We start from the raw sequence: 14299 nt of genomic DNA, 5'->3' as shown, positions 1-14299 counted from the left end.
GGCGCGGCCGCCCCATGGCGGTCCTCGCGCCGGAAGCCACTCCGCGGACGATCGGACCTCGGTGCGCGCGCCCTCAGAACGGCAAATGAGCATTCTCCTTGACGGCCTTCATGACGAAGAAGGTTCGCGTCTGGCGCACACCCGGCAGAGCGATCAGCTTCTGCCCGTGCAGCGTGTTGAAATCCTCCATGTCACGGACACGGATCTTCAACAGGTAGTCGAAGTCGCCCGCCACCAGATTGCAGTCGAGAACATCCTTCATGCCGAGCACCGCGCCCTCAAAGGCAGCAAAGCTCTCGGGCGTCGAACGGTCGAGCACGACCCCGACCATCACGAGCGTGCCCAGCCCGACCAGGGACGGCGCGACCTCCGCCCGAACGCCCGTGATGAACCCGTCGTCGAACAGGCGCTGCGTCCGCCGATGACAGGTCGCGGGACTGACGTTCACGCGCGCGGCGAGCTCGGCGTTGGTCAGCCTTCCATCGGCCTGAAGGGCCCGCAGGATCCTGACATCGGTGCGATCGAGAGCGGAATTGGAAGATTCTTCCATCATGGAGCCGTAAATGGTCAACGATGAGCAGATATACCGCGATCTCCGCCCGCAAGTCGATAAAAGAAGCAAGAAATTCGAGAGCACCTTTCCCGATAAATCTCCTATTCTCCTTTCATCAAGCATCGATGGAGACAGAAAGATGTCCCTTCTGGAGAGGTTCGAACGTTACCCGCTCACCTTCGGCCCAACACCGATCGAGCCTCTGCCGCGGCTGTCCGCCAGCCTAGGCGGACGCGTGCAGATCTACGCAAAGCGCGATGACTGCAATTCCGGGCTCGCCATGGGCGGCAACAAGCTGAGGAAGCTCGAATACATCGTGCCGGACGCGATCGCACAGGGAGCCGACACGCTCGTGTCGATCGGCGGGGTCCAGTCGAACCATACGCGCATGGTCGCGGCGACCGCCGCGAAGATCGGCATGAAATGCGTGGTGGTCCAGGAGGCCTGGGTGCCGCATCACGACGCCGTCTACGACCGTGTGGGCAACATCCTGATGACCCGCCTGATGGGGGCGGACAGCCGCCTCGTCGATGCCGGCTTCGACATCGGCCTCCGCGAGAGCTGGGATGAAGCCATCCGGTCGGTCGAGGACGCGGGCGGCAAGCCCTATCCGATTCCCGCCGGCGCTTCGGTGCACAAATACGGCGCCCTCGGCTATGTGGGCTTCGCCGAAGAGGTCGTCGAACAGGAGAAGGCGCTGGGCTTCGCCTTCGACTTCATCGTCGTCTGCGTGGTGACCGGCTCGACACAGGCGGGGATGATCGTCGGCTTCGCCCCCGAGGGCAGGGCCGATCGCGTGATCGGCATCGACGCATCCGCGACACCCGACCGAACCCGCGCGCAGGTTCGCCGGATCGTCGACCACACGGCGGACTTGCTCGGTTTCGGGCGAGCCGTCCGGGACGATGAGATCGTGATCAACCCGGATTACGCCTACCCGGCCTATGGCGTCCCGTCGGACGAGACGAACGCCGCGATCCGCCTCGCCGCCCGGACGGAGGCGATGATCACCGACCCGGTCTACGAGGGAAAATCCATGCAGGGCATGATCGATCTGGTCCGCCAGGGCTCATTCCCCGACGGTTCCAGGATCCTCTATGTCCATCTCGGCGGCGCGCCTGCCATCAACGGCTATGTCGGCTATTACAAGGACGGGTAGGGCCGCACTTCAACACACCATCGACCCTCTCGCGCCCCGCTTCATCGCGCCCCGGCAGTGGCCGGCCGGCAACGCTCCGGCGAGCGCGGCATCCGCGATCCCGGCCAGGATCCCGAGAACACGAGACACGTCGCTCCGGGCGGCCGAGCGCCGGACCACTTGAACGCGACGCACAATCAAACCGAAGGAGATTTATCATGGGACCGACACATCTTTCGCTTTCGCTGGCCGGCGGCATGCTCTGCGCGCTCGCGGCCGCCGCGCCGGCATCCGCGGCCCCGATCAAGAACGTGGTCATCGTGCACGGGGCATTAGCCGATGGCTCCGGCTGGCGGAAAGTGCACGATCTCCTGAAGCAGCGGGGCTACAGGGTCACGATCGTCCAGCCGCCGATGACGTCCCTGCGGGATGACGTTGACGCCACACGCCGCATCCTCGATCTCCAGGACGGGCCGTCGCTCCTGGTAGGTCACAGCTATGGCGGCATGGTCGTCACGCAGGCGGGCAACGCCGATTCCGTGGCCGGCCTCGTCTATGTCGCGGCGTTCCAGCCGGATGCGGGCGAGAGCCTGATCGACCTCGCCGGCAAGACGCCGCCGGCCACCACCGGGATCGCCGCGACCTCGGACGGGTTCCTCTATCTCGACCCGCGGGTCTTCGCGGCCGACTTCGCGGCGGACCTGCCCGCGGCCGATGCCGAGTTCATGGCCAACTCGCAGGTCTTTCCGGCCAAAGCGGCCTTCGAAGCCAAGATCGAGCAGCCAGCGTGGAAGACGAAGAAGAGTTGGGCGCTCGTCGCGTCGGACGACCGGGCCATCCACCCCGGACTGATGCGCACCATGGCGCAGCGGGCCGGCAGCGCTACCGTCGAGGTCAAGGCCAGCCACGCCGTGTTCATGTCCCGGCCCGATGCGGTCGCCGACCTCATCGGCAGCGCCGCCGAAGCCCTGTCGAATTGAGGTCATCGCCCCGGATCGTCCGGGGCGGGACGACCCGGCCGCGCGGGCACAAGCTCATCCTGTCGCGCCGCGACGGGAGGCACGTCGCACGCGCGACTGCCATGGCCCCGCCGCCCGCGATGTCCGAGCGGCAAGGGCGAACGGCAAGGGCGGACGGCGACGGATGACGGTTGGTTTCGATTGCAATCCGAAGACCGCAATCGAAACAGACCTGATACACGAAGCTGCGAGATCTCCGTCGCGGGACGTTCGAGGGCGCCGCACGAGACGCTCGCGCGACCTCGACCAAGCTGCTTCGATCCTCAACAAAGGCATCCCCTATGGGCGGGCCATGACCGAGAACGAACGCAGGCCGGATTTCGAACTGATGCAAGGGTGTGTCCGATGAAGCATATCCTCGTCGTGGAGGACGACAGCAAGCTGCGGGGCATGCTGGTCGACTATCTGACCCAGCATGCCTTCCGGGCGACGGCCGCGAAGGACAGCCATCAGCTCCGGCAGATCCTGGCGTCCGATCCCGCCGATCTGGTGATCGTCGATCTGAACCTAGGTCATGAGGATGGCCTAGAGATCGTCCGCGCCCTGTCTACCAGGTCGGATGCTCCGATCATCATCATCAGCGGCGATCGCCTCGACGAGGCCGACAAGGTCGTGGGCCTGGAGCTCGGCGCGTCGGACTACATCACGAAGCCGTTCGGCCTGCGGGAGTTCGTGGCCCGGATCCGCGCGGCCCTGAGGGTCAAGCCCGCCTCGCCCGACAAATCCGATCGGAGGACATACGCCTTCGGCGATTGGACGTTGAACGTCAAGCGGCGCAGGCTCCATTCGGACTCCCTGGGGGAGGTCAAGCTCACGGCCGCGGAGTTCAATCTACTCGTCGCCTTCCTTCGCTCCCCCCGGCAGGTCCTGTCACGGGAGCAGTTGCTGTCCGCCAGCCGGGTGCACAACGAAGAGGTCTTCGACAGGAGCATCGACGTCCTGATCCTGCGGTTGCGCCGCAAGCTGGAGGTCGACCAGTCCAACCCGAAGCTCATCGTGACCGAGCGTGGGGCCGGATACATCTTCGACACGGACGTCGCCGTCGATAACCGCGTCCCGACCAGGCTCGATTGAGGGGAAGCCCGTGCGATCGTCGAAGGCCATGACAACGCCGTTGCGCATGCTCATCGCCGCCAGCACGGCCCTTGTGTGCGCGGCGGCGGCCGGCTTCGCGGCCGAGCCGAGGGAACGCCGGACCTTCGCGCCGCTCGCCCTGCCGACACCGCTCGATCCCGAGAAGGTCGCTCTGGGCCGCATGCTGTTCTCCGATCCCATCCTGTCGCGACGCACATCGATCTCGTGCGCCTCCTGTCACGATCTCGGGCAAGGCGGGACGGTGCGGCTGCCGCGCACGAGAGGCGATGACGACAACGAGCACCGGTTCAATGCGCCGACCGTCTACAACGTCGCGCTCAACTCTGTTCTCGGCTGGCAAGGCGCCTTCAAATCCCTGGAAGCGCTGAACGAGAAGACCCTTCTCGATCCTGGCCTGATGGGTGCCGACTGGAGCCTGCTCACGGCGCGTCTTCTTCGAAGCCCAGGCTATTCATCCTGGTTCAAGCGCATTTACAAGCGCCCGCCGGACAAGGCCGGCCTGCTCGATGCCCTAGCGACGTTCCAACGATCGCTGATCACCCCCAATGCGCGTTTCGATCGATACCTGCGCGGCGACGAAGACGCGCTGACGCGCGCCGAGCTGGAAGGGCTCACCATCTTCATGGGCTACGGATGCGCCTCGTGTCACCAGGGCATGAATCTCGGCGGCAACATGCTGCAGAAATTCGGCATCTTCCCGCCGCGTCCCGCGTCGGGACCGGATCACGACCGCGCGGAGCCGCAGTCGGATCCCCGGCCCGAGCTGGACGAGGGCCTGTTCCGGGTTCCCAGCCTGAGGAATGTCGCCGTCACCGGGCCGTACTTTCACGACGGGCGGGTCGAGAGCCTCCCCCAGGCGGTGTCGATCATGGGTGAACGCCAGCTCGGCCGAAGCCTGTCCGCCGCCGAGACCGCGGCAATCGTGGCATTTCTGAACACGCTGACGGGTGAGTATGATGGACGCAAGCTCAAGCCCGCAGGCCCGCCCCCTGTCGCGGTCGACAATCGTTGAGCTCTGGCGGATCGCGGTGCTTACCGTCGGGGCCGCCGCCTTCGGCTGTCTCGCGGCTGGCGACGCGCCGAGGCGTGAGACCTACGACAGGGTCCTGACCGCTCTGCGGGTCGTCGACACGACGCATGCCTCCCTCCAGCGCGATGTGCTGCAGGCGCGGGCCGGCCTGCTGAGAAACTACGACCCGCTCGTCGAATCGGTGTCGCGCCTGCATGACGGCGCGGCGCAGCTCGGGACGCTGCTTCACGACAGCCGTCAGGACGGCATCTCGGGTCTTGACGGCGCATGGTCGAAACTCGTCGGCGAGATCGGCTCCGACGACGATCTTGTCGAGAGGTTCAAGACGAGCAACGCCCTTCTGCAGAATTCGCTGGAGGTCTCCGGCCTGCTCCTGAGCCAGTTGCAGAGTGAATCCCATCCTGAGGGGCCGGAGCTGGTCGAATGGTCCGGACGGCTGGGCAATCTGATGATGAGGTTCGCCGCTAATCCGTCGTCCGATCTCGAGCAACGCATCCGGATGGAGCTCGATCGCGTGCGAGGTTCCGAGGCCGGCCGGACCCATCAGGTTCGGGCGCTCCTCTCGCACGCGACCATCGTTCTGGACACCCTGCCTCTCGTCGACCGGGCCATGACGGCCATCCAGGCATCGCGCGCCCTGTCGGAGTCGGAGATCATCAGGCAGCTCTATCTCGACGCATACGGCCGCACGAGCGTCAGCTCCGCCAGGCGCAGGGTGGTATTCGGGTCGATCTGTCTGGGATTATGCGGATTGATCGCCCTGTTCGTCTACAGGCTACGGGAGCAGACACGGACGCTCTCCCGGCAACTGGATTTCGAGAGCGCCTTGAGCGAGGTGAAGAACCGCTTCTCCGAGGCACATGTACCGCTGGAAACCGCCGTCGAGCGTTCCCTGGATGCGCTCCAGCGTTTCTTCGACGCACGGGCGTGCGCCTTCGTCACCGTCGATTCCGAGAGCCGTCAGATCGAACACGTTTATGGCGCTTCGGCAGGCGGGGAACGCGAGAACCTCGCCGCCGGGGCGAGGAGGGTCTCCATTCCCGAAGGGGCGGGTTCCGTGGCTCTCGCGGAGGATCAGGGTTCCGCCATGGCGGTCGCCTTGATCGACTCCCGCTCGTACGCGGTGTTGCGGGTGGCACCCGGCCGGCTCCTGCGGCGGCGGAGCGACACCTTCGGGGCGCTGCTCGGCCAAGCCTGCGAATGTCTCGCATCCTGCTTGAGGTCGGCGCGGGATCGGGACGAGAGGGAAGCGCTTCTCATGCGACTCGAGCACTCTCAGCGCCTGGAAGCCATCGGAACATTGGCCGGCGGCATCGCGCACGAGTTCAACAATGTCCTTCTCGCCATGATGGGATACGGCGAGATGGCCCTCGAGGCCAGTCGCGGAGCGCCGCAGGTGACCCGGTACATCCGCGAAATCATTTACAGCGGCCAGCGGGCGCAGCTGGTCATCGACCAGATCCTGGCCTTCAGCCGGAAGGGCGACCGGATCAGCGAGCCCTTCGATCTCGGCGAGACCGTGAGGGATGCCCTTCCTCTCGTGCGGGTGTCCGTTCCCGATCAGGTCACCCTTGAGACGGACATCCCCGCCCGGGCGCACGCCGTCACCGGCAACCCGGTCGAAATTCAGCAAACCCTCCTGAACCTGTGCCGGAATGCCGCTCAGGCCAGTGGCGACTTTGGGACGATCACGATCTCGATCTCGGCGGTCGACCTGCGCGCGAGGATGACCCTGTCCCATGGTTCGGCGCCGCCCGGGAGCTATGTCGTCCTGCGGGTCGCCGACACGGGGCGCGGGATCGATTCGAAGGCGCTCCCCCATATCTTCGATCCATTCTTCACGACCCGCTCCGAGGTGGGCGGCACAGGGCTCGGGCTCGCGGCCGTGCATGGCACCGTCGTCGGAATGGGTGGGCATATCGATGTTCAGAGCCGCCCCGGGATCGGGACGCGCTTCGATCTCTATTTTCCGCTGACTCACAGAAGTCCCGTCGCCATCGGCACGTTCCTGAACGACCGACCTGTTCTCACCGGGGCAGGGGAGACCATAGTGATCGCGGATCGCGATGACGAGGCACGGTCGATGTTCGAGGAGAAAGCGGCAGCCCTCGGTTATGAGCCCATCGGGCTCTCGAGCCTGGACAGGCTCCGCAGCTGGCTGGCCAAACCCAAGAACACGGCCGATCTGATCATCTTCGAGATGTCTCTGTGGCCCGGTGAGCCCGATCCGGCCCGGATCGCGCAGCACTTCTCTCCGATTCCCACCCTGCTGATCGGCGATGCCCCGAACGCCGGCCTGATCGACAGGCGATCTCCCGAACGGATGCGTTTCCTGCGCAAGCCCGTGACGACCACGCGGCTCGCATGGGCGATTTCGACGACGCTCAGCCCGGCCAAGTCATCCGGATAGGGTCCGCCGCCGGCCACAGGGTCGAGAAGCACGGCGAGACGGGCGATTCCGTGGTCGCGCCCGGAGGACAGGCGGCCAGGCACATGAGGGGACGGCCGGCGCGCAGGCACGGCGCTTCATTTCAGCCGAAACGAAACTCGGCCTCGCGACATCGCTCTGCAATCGCAGAACCCGACAATCACTGCCGTAGACGATCGATCGGTCCAGGGCGGCTGATCGACGTCCTACGTCCCAGAATGAACACGGAGGCTCGCCATGTACAAACTTGCGGTCGACAACACGTCTCGGGGATCCGGCCATCATCGCTCCCTGCCTGGGCGTGGTTCGGCCTATCCCCTGAGAGCAGCGGTCACTTGGTTGGTCCATGAGTGGCGCATTCACCAATCGATCCAGCAGCTCAGAGGGCTCGATGATCACATGCTCAAGGATATCGGGCTCATGCGAATGGAGATCGAGGCTGTCGTGCGCGTTGGCAGGCCCTGCGACGAAGCGAGGTGGCGAGGATGGCTATGATGGCGGTCCCTCACCGGCACGAGATCGGGGATTTCACGATGTCCCGCTCATCCGGAACGCGCACGACGGCCGCGATCGTGTTCATCGATCTCACGGGATTCACGGGCCTGAGCGAAGAAGTCGGGCTCGATGCCACTCATAGGATGCTGACCCGGTTCCATTCGATCATCGGCAGCACCACGGCGGCCTTCGGCGGGCGGGTTGCCGCCCGGCTCGGCGACGGAGCGATGATGATCTTCTCCGGCTGCCGGAGTCCGGATGAGAGCGCCGCGAGATCCGTCGCCGCGTGCACGGACCTGGTGTCGCGCATGACGGCATGGATGTCGGCAGGCGATGAGGACAGGGTGCCGGACGGGTTCAGGATCGGCGCTCACCTCGGCGAGGTCGTGATGGCGGAACTGTCCCATGCCTGCGACGACGAGGCCACGCCTCTGGGCGACGTGGTCAATGTCGCCCAGAGGCTCCTCGAAGTCGCGAAGGACAGAAGCGCGCAGATCGTGCTCAGCGAGGACCTGGTCCGGGCGGCCGCCCCGTTGGTCCCCGGGCTTGTCCGGAACCTGCGGCATCGCGAGCAGGTGCCCATCCGCGGCCGCAGGAAGGGGATATCCATCTGCCTGGCGCATGCACTGGCATTCCCGCACGCCGATCCCATGGCGCTTCTGGCGGAAGCCGTCAACGAACCGGGTGAGATCATGGTCAGCGGGATCCGGTCCGCGCGCAATCCGCACCCGCTGGGACGGACTCGGCCGAGTGCTTGAGAGAAGAAGGGAAGGACCCATCCGATGAACAACCCCACCTGGATCCGAGACGTTCGAACATCCCACGGTTCGCTCGTCGTCGAGGAATGCGGTTCGGGCGAGACGCCTGTGCTCCTGATCCACGGCAACTCGTCGTGCCGTGGCATCTTCCAGCGGCAGCTCGACAGTCCGCTCTCCCGCAGGCGAAGGCTTGTCGCGTTCGACCTGCCGGGTCATGGCCAGTCGGGCGATGCGCCGGACCCGATGCGAACATACACGTTGGCTGGTCTGGCGGACGCTGCGATCGAGTTGCTCGAACGCCTCGGCATCTCCGAAGTCGTTGTGCTGGGATGGTCGCTGGGCGGCCATATCGGCATTGAGATGATGCGGCGGTTTCCCGGAATGAAGGGCCTCGTCATCACGGGGACGCCCCCCGTCAGACGGGGCGGAATGGCGGAGGGGTTCGTCGCCTCGCCACGGTTCGGGCTGGCGGGTCGTCGCAGCCTCTCAGATGAGGAGGCCGATCGGTTCGCGTCCGCGATATTCGGCGAGCCGAGCGAGCCCTTTCTCCAGGCGGCGATCAGGCGCGCGGACGGACGGTTCCGTGAAATCCTCTTTCAAGCGGCCGGCGGCCGGGACGGAGGCGACCAGCGCCGAGCTGTCGAGGGAAGCCCGATTCCCCTGGCTGTCGTGAATGGTGCCGAGGATCGGCTGATCAATCTGGACTATGTCGATTCCATTTCCTACGCGAACCTGTGGGAGGCGCGATGCCATCGCCTGGACAGGGCTGGGCACGCCCCATTCTGGCATGCCTCGTTGGAGTTCAACGCTCTGGTCGAGCGCTTCCTGATTGATCTCGCCGAGGTCGGCGCATGAGGATCCCGCTGCGAACGAGCCAGGCCGGTGACTGATGCTGGGGCGCTTCGGGCCGACGCGAGCCGCGCGTGGAAAGGGCCGTGGTTCGCGCCACTCTCGCCGAAGCTCGAGAGGCTCCCCGGGCACCTTCCGTTTCCAGCCTGCCTTGTTTCATTTGTAACCCTGGACCGGCGGCTTGCAACGACATCGTCATGCGCCGGCCCGATGGTCACCGCATGATCCTCGGTGCTGCGAGACGTTTTAGCGCGTTTCGACCACCGGCCAAGGCTCATGCCGCGACCGGGCGGTGACATTCACCCGCGACGCACCGTGAGAGCCGGGATGCCGAGCAACAGGATCTGAACGACGAACCGGCGGGGCCGAATGATCCTTCCGGCCGCTGAAGCAATGGTGGAGCGGGTCTCGCTCGGGCGGCATGACCCATGCCGCCACGGACAATCTCGAAACGAGGAGTTTTTGCGATGGAACAGAACGATGAAGACATGCGCCACGCCCAGGCGGTGGCGCAGAACCAGTCATGCCTTGCCCGCACCCTCACGGATGGATTCGATTTCATCGTTTGTGGTGCCGGCTCGGCGGGCTGCGTGGTCGCGGCGCGTCTCGCGGAGCGGCACGATGCTCGCGTGCTGCTGTTGGAGGCCGGGGACGGAAGCCTGTCCCCAGCCCTCATCGAGCCCTCCCTGTGGCCGCTGAATCTCGGTTCGGAGCGTGATTGGGCCTTCGAGAGCCAACCCTGCTCCCATCTGAATGGGCGCCGCCTGCCCCTGAACATGGGCAAAGGGCTCGGTGGCGGCTCGAGCATCAACGTCATGGTCTGGGCACGCGGGCACCAGGCGGACTGGGACCATTTCGCCGAGGAATCGAGAGACCCGGCATGGGGCTACGCGTCCGTGCTCGGCACTTATCGGCGCATCGAGGACTGGCAGGGAAAGGCCGACCCGCTCCGCCGCGGATCGGGCGGACCGGTGTATGTGGCGCCGCCGACGGCACCACGGCCGGTCGCCCGTGCCATGGTCGAAGCCGCCAAGCTCATGGGGATCCCGGAGTTCGACAGCCCGAACGGGGCGATGATGGAGGGGCCCGGAGGCGCGGCGATCGCCGACCTTCGCATCCGCGACGGGAGGCGGGAATCCGTTCATCGATCCTATACCTATCCGCGCATGCACCAGCCGAATCTCACGTTGCTGACCAACGCGCATGTGTCGCGCCTTCTCCTCGATGGCCATCGGGTGACGGGCGTGGAGGTCCTGCTCGGCAGCAGGGTGCTGAATCTCACCGCACGCTGCGAGGTCATACTCTCCCTCGGAGCCGTCAACACGCCGAAGGTTCTCATGCAATCCGGCATCGGCCCGCAGGATGAACTGCGTGCTCATGGGATCAACGTGGTCCAACACCTCCCGGGTGTCGGGCAAAACCATCAGGACCACGTGGCTTTCGGCTGCACGTGGGAATATTTCGAGCCGCAGGAGATCGGCAGCGGCGGGTGCGAGGCAACGCTCTACTGGAAGAGCGACAGCCGCCTGGCATCTCCCGACATCCTGCATTGCCAGCTCGGGTTTGCCGTGCCTCCGCCCGCCGAGGTGGGCTTGCAGGCTCCCGCGCACGGCTGGACGATGTTCGCCGGCTTGGCCCAGCCGAAGAGCCGGGGTCGCGTGCGGCTGTCGGGGCCGGACATCGGCGACGCTATGCTGATCGAGCCGAACGCTCTGAGCGAGCCCGAGGACATGGCTGCTGCGCTGGCGACCGTCGACCTGTGCCGCGAACTCGGCAACAGCCGGGCGTTTGGCAGGATCGCGCGGCGGGAAGCCGTGCCGCAGCCACGGGATCGCATTGGCCTCGAGCAGTTCATTCGAAACTCGGCGGTAACGTACTGGCACCAGGCCGGTACCGCCAAGATGGGCTGTGACGCGATGTCCGTGGTCGACCATCAGCTCCGGGTCTACGGAATCGGCAATCTCCGCATCGCGGATGCGTCGATCATGCCGCGGATCACGTCGGGCAATCTGATGGCTCCGTGCGTCGTCATCGGCGAGCGCGCGGCCGACATGATCCGCACGGCGCACGGACTCGCGGCCGACCGCGCCGAGAATGCCGCGGCATAAGAGGTGAGCCGGTCCAAGTGGGGCCGGGGAGCCGTGACGGGGCACGCCTCCGTCCCGGTCTCTCGCGACGACATCGCGAGAGCATCGGACCGAAAGTGGAACCATTTTCGGTCCGATGCTCAATCCCTCAAGCTGGTGTCAGCCATGCCATCAACATCCTGTAATTGGAGATCCGCCGGACCATGAGTCCTCTCGGGATCAACTCGCTTTAAGAAATGGACCCAAACCGACTGTCCAGGCTCGGTGGTGCAGGTTGGCTCCGAGCTTCAGGTCTCTGCCTAGAGTTCTAGAGCACCGAACCCAGGGTCCACTTTTGGGTTCGGTGCTCCAATCATTGAAGAGCGCATCATTCGGGGCGGACCCGAAGGGCCGCGTCAGCGAAAACCGGATCCGCTTTCCCGCAGGATGCGCTAGATCCTTTGCCCAGGGATTATGACCCTTTGGCGAGTGGCTCGAGAGGAGCGGTTTTGGGATAGGCACGGCCCATCTTGGTGCGGGCCTTCTCTGTCGTGAACATCCAGGTAATGTGTAGTAGCTGGAACTTGATCTGACATTTGGCGTCCGAGAGTTGGTCGGGCTCATCTGTCCGACGTTGTGTTCAAACGGCGATCATCTTCTCCTTCGCTAATGGAATTGCATCCAAGAAGGTTTGCATCGGCGTCTTGCCAAAGCACCACCGGACCTGGTGCGGCCGCTCCTCATTATAACTCCGAACCCAAGCATCGAGATCAGTCTGGAGTTCGGCGATCGAGCCATAGATCTTCTTGCGGAAGGCCACACGGTAGAGCTCATCCAGCACCGTTTTGTGGAAGCGCTCGGCGATGCCGTTCGTCTGCGGGCTCTTCGTCTTGGTACGGGTGTGATCCACGTCCTCGACCGCCAGATAGAGCTCGTACCCATGGTGTTCGGGATTGCCGCAGTACTCGGTGCCGCGGTCAGTGAGCACGCGACACAGCTTCACCTCGTGAGCATCAAAGAACGGCAGGACACGGTCGTTGAGCAGGTCGGCCGCGGTGATCGGCGTCTTGCGGTCGTACAGCTTGGCGAACACCACCTTGGTGTAGGTGTCGATGAAGGTCTGCTGGTAGATCCGCCCCACCCCTTTCATGGTGCCGACGTAAAAGGTGTCCTGCGCCCCACAGTAGCCGGGGCATTCGCTCTCGAACTCGCCGTGCGCGTCCTTCTCGGCCTTGGCCTTCTCCAGGGCTGCCACCTGGCTCTCCGTCAGGATCAGGCCTTCCTGTGCGACTTTAGCTTCCAGGGCTTTGAGCCGCTTCTTCATCGTCTCAAGGTCGTGCCGCTGCCACACCCCACGCACGCCAGCCGGCGAGATCGAATGGCCGCGCTTGCGCATCTCGTTGGCAATCCGGATCTGGCCGAAGGCCGGCTGCTCCAGGCACAGCTCAACGATGACGGCCTCCACCTCCGGTGGCGTGCGGTTGGCCAGGAGCGGCTTGCGCCGGGTCAGCTCCTGCAGGGCCAGTTCACCGCCGGTCTCATAGAGCTCCTTGAAGCGGTAGAAGCTGTCGCGGGAATAGCCCATCATGTGACAAGCTTGGCTGACGTTGCCGAGCTGCTTGGCCAGCTCCAAAAGGCCGACCTTGGCGCGGATGATCTTCTGCTCGTTGGTCATGACGGTGCTCCTTGTGAACGCCGAGGCCGGGCGCTACGCACCCCGACCACTTCGCGCCCAGCCTCGGCTCATGCCTCAGCCTAACGACACCGTCTGTCAGATTAAGTCCAAACTACTTCATGAAATGCCGCGCTAAAAGGCCGGAGACATGACCGCACCCGCCCCGCTAGGCCCAAACGTCAACAACAATCACGTTGCCAAACGGGCGCCATCCAGACATGACAACACCTCAAAGGCGGCCTCCAGGATTTCTCCTGGACGTTCTGCCTTACGACGGGCCCTTACACCTCCGGACATACGAAACTCCTCACATCTCCCCTAACCAATCTCTACGGTTTTGCCATCGTCGAAGACGACGCCTACGGGGCGCTGCCGCGCCAGGCGCCTGCACCGATTGCCGCTATCGCGCCTGACCTTACCTGGCACATCACCACCTTGTCGAAATGCGTGACACCCGCCCTGCGCACGGCCTACGTCTGCACGCCCGGCATGGCCGAGACCTTACGGCTGGCAGCCGAGATCCGGGCCATGTCCCTGATGATGCCGCCGCTCATGGCGGCGCTGGCCTCAAGATCGATCCTGGACGGCACATTGGAAGCCGTCACGGGTGCGATCCGTCAGGAGAGCGCCGTCCGGCAGGCCATCGCAAGCCGAGCATTGCAGGGCCTCGAGTTCCAGGCTCACCCGGAGGGGCATCACCTCTGGCTGACGCTGCCGGAGCGCTGGCGCCGGGCCGACCTCAACCTCTATGCACGCCAGTCGGGACTTGCCCTCGTGCCAAGCGAGGCCTTCGCGGTCGGATCGTCCCCGGAGGCGATCCGTGTCTCCCTCGGAGCAGCCCAGAGCCAAGCCGTGCTGGAGCGAGGACTGGGGGTGTTGGCCGCAGTGCTGTCTCATGGGCCGAGCGCCCTGTCCTCGATTGTGTGACCTCCCTGTAGCGAAGGTACCGAAGCGTTCTCGATCAGTGCGAGGGCTCTACAATGGCGTAAGAACGAACTCGCGCTCCTATCGGGGCAGGCTCGATCCAATAAATGAACGCAAGCCGTTAAGATCGCATAGTGGCACCTCTCGGAAGGAGACCCAAGGCCTGCTCTCGCAGGGAGCATCGGACATTCTTCAGGGTCAGGGGACCAGCAGAGGATGACCCCGCGCTGACCTTAACAGCCGCCGCTCCAGGAATTGAGGTGCCTTAC

The 14299-nt window shown here is 64.9% G+C and carries 12 protein-coding genes; 10 read left to right on the top strand and 2 right to left on the bottom strand.

Annotation, left to right across the window (positions count from 1 at the left end):
- Nucleotides 1–73 precede the first annotated feature (73 nt).
- Nucleotides 74–550 (bottom strand): Lrp/AsnC family transcriptional regulator, encoded by a 477-nt coding sequence (locus OCW50_RS25980; RefSeq protein ID WP_262299560.1) that lies wholly within the window; start codon nucleotides 548–550, stop codon nucleotides 74–76.
- Between the two features lie 142 nt (nucleotides 551–692).
- Between OCW50_RS25980 and OCW50_RS25975 the strand changes: the two genes are divergently transcribed.
- The 9 genes from OCW50_RS25975 to OCW50_RS25940 all read left to right on the top strand — a co-directional run bounded on the left by OCW50_RS25975 (nucleotide 693) and on the right by OCW50_RS25940 (nucleotide 11473).
- Nucleotides 693–1712 carry a 1-aminocyclopropane-1-carboxylate deaminase gene (locus OCW50_RS25975; protein WP_262299559.1) on the top strand — a complete coding sequence of 340 codons (1020 nt, stop codon included), beginning with the start codon at nucleotides 693–695 and terminating at the stop codon, nucleotides 1710–1712.
- 236 nt (nucleotides 1713–1948) lie between these two features.
- The gene (locus OCW50_RS25970; RefSeq protein WP_262299581.1) at nucleotides 1949–2671 is read left to right on the top strand and encodes an alpha/beta fold hydrolase; all 723 of its coding nucleotides are present in this window, start codon (nucleotides 1949–1951) and stop codon (nucleotides 2669–2671) included.
- Between the two features lie 384 nt (nucleotides 2672–3055).
- The gene (locus OCW50_RS25965; RefSeq protein WP_262299558.1) at nucleotides 3056–3784 is read left to right on the top strand and encodes a response regulator; all 729 of its coding nucleotides are present in this window, start codon (nucleotides 3056–3058) and stop codon (nucleotides 3782–3784) included.
- Between the two features lie 10 nt (nucleotides 3785–3794).
- Entirely contained in the window at nucleotides 3795–4817 is a 1023-nt protein-coding gene (locus OCW50_RS25960; RefSeq protein WP_262299557.1) for a cytochrome-c peroxidase, read from the top strand.
- Nucleotides 4762–7245: a two-component system VirA-like sensor kinase gene (locus OCW50_RS25955; RefSeq protein WP_262299556.1), complete on the top strand. Its 2484-nt coding sequence runs from the start codon at nucleotides 4762–4764 to the stop codon at nucleotides 7243–7245. Before OCW50_RS25960 ends, OCW50_RS25955 begins: the two co-directional genes overlap by 56 nt.
- Before the next feature lie 255 nt (nucleotides 7246–7500).
- A complete protein-coding gene (locus OCW50_RS33475; protein ID WP_373371513.1) occupies nucleotides 7501–7758 on the top strand; it encodes a DUF1127 domain-containing protein in 258 nt (85 codons plus the stop codon).
- Nucleotides 7758–8516, top strand: coding sequence for an adenylate/guanylate cyclase domain-containing protein (locus tag OCW50_RS25950; protein ID WP_262299555.1), 759 nt, complete (start codon nucleotides 7758–7760; stop codon nucleotides 8514–8516). The genes OCW50_RS33475 and OCW50_RS25950 overlap by 1 nt, the downstream gene beginning before the upstream one ends.
- A gap of 24 nt (nucleotides 8517–8540) precedes the next feature.
- On the top strand, nucleotides 8541–9371 hold the full coding sequence (locus tag OCW50_RS25945; RefSeq protein WP_262299554.1) for an alpha/beta fold hydrolase: 831 nt from the start codon (nucleotides 8541–8543) through the stop codon (nucleotides 9369–9371).
- A 482-nt stretch (nucleotides 9372–9853) separates the two neighbouring features.
- The gene (locus tag OCW50_RS25940) at nucleotides 9854–11473 is read left to right on the top strand and encodes a GMC family oxidoreductase (protein WP_262299580.1); all 1620 of its coding nucleotides are present in this window, start codon (nucleotides 9854–9856) and stop codon (nucleotides 11471–11473) included.
- A 598-nt stretch (nucleotides 11474–12071) separates the two neighbouring features.
- Here OCW50_RS25940 and OCW50_RS25935 read toward each other — a convergent pair.
- On the bottom strand, nucleotides 12072–13106 hold the full coding sequence (locus OCW50_RS25935) for an IS481 family transposase (protein WP_262299553.1): 1035 nt from the start codon (nucleotides 13104–13106) through the stop codon (nucleotides 12072–12074).
- A gap of 447 nt (nucleotides 13107–13553) precedes the next feature.
- Between OCW50_RS25935 and OCW50_RS25930 the strand changes: the two genes are divergently transcribed.
- Nucleotides 13554–14033: an aminotransferase-like domain-containing protein gene (locus tag OCW50_RS25930; RefSeq protein ID WP_262299552.1), complete on the top strand. Its 480-nt coding sequence runs from the start codon at nucleotides 13554–13556 to the stop codon at nucleotides 14031–14033.
- Nucleotides 14034–14299: the final 266 nt, after the last annotated feature.

Source organism: Microvirga sesbaniae, assembly GCF_025460805.1.
Classification (GTDB): domain Bacteria; phylum Pseudomonadota; class Alphaproteobacteria; order Rhizobiales; family Beijerinckiaceae; genus Microvirga; species Microvirga sesbaniae.
Note: the sequence above shows the minus strand (reverse complement) of the source record. Positions and strands in the feature narration are given on the sequence as shown.

Bases quoted from the DNA above. Each gene is read 5' to 3' on its own strand.
- OCW50_RS25980 (WP_262299560.1), bottom strand. From the start codon at position 550: ATGGAAGAATCTTCCAATTCCGCTCTCGATCGCACCGATGTCAGGATC.
- OCW50_RS25975 (WP_262299559.1), top strand. From the start codon at position 693: ATGTCCCTTCTGGAGAGGTTCGAACGTTACCCGCTCACCTTCGGCCCA.
- OCW50_RS25970 (WP_262299581.1), top strand. From the start codon at position 1,949: ATGCTCTGCGCGCTCGCGGCCGCCGCGCCGGCATCCGCGGCCCCGATC.
- OCW50_RS25965 (WP_262299558.1), top strand. From the start codon at position 3,056: ATGAAGCATATCCTCGTCGTGGAGGACGACAGCAAGCTGCGGGGCATG.
- OCW50_RS25955 (WP_262299556.1), top strand. From the start codon at position 4,762: ATGGACGCAAGCTCAAGCCCGCAGGCCCGCCCCCTGTCGCGGTCGACA.
- OCW50_RS33475 (WP_373371513.1), top strand. From the start codon at position 7,501: ATGTACAAACTTGCGGTCGACAACACGTCTCGGGGATCCGGCCATCAT.
- OCW50_RS25950 (WP_262299555.1), top strand. From the start codon at position 7,758: ATGGCGGTCCCTCACCGGCACGAGATCGGGGATTTCACGATGTCCCGC.
- OCW50_RS25945 (WP_262299554.1), top strand. From the start codon at position 8,541: ATGAACAACCCCACCTGGATCCGAGACGTTCGAACATCCCACGGTTCG.
- OCW50_RS25940 (WP_262299580.1), top strand. From the start codon at position 9,854: ATGCGCCACGCCCAGGCGGTGGCGCAGAACCAGTCATGCCTTGCCCGC.
- OCW50_RS25935 (WP_262299553.1), bottom strand. From the start codon at position 13,106: ATGACCAACGAGCAGAAGATCATCCGCGCCAAGGTCGGCCTTTTGGAG.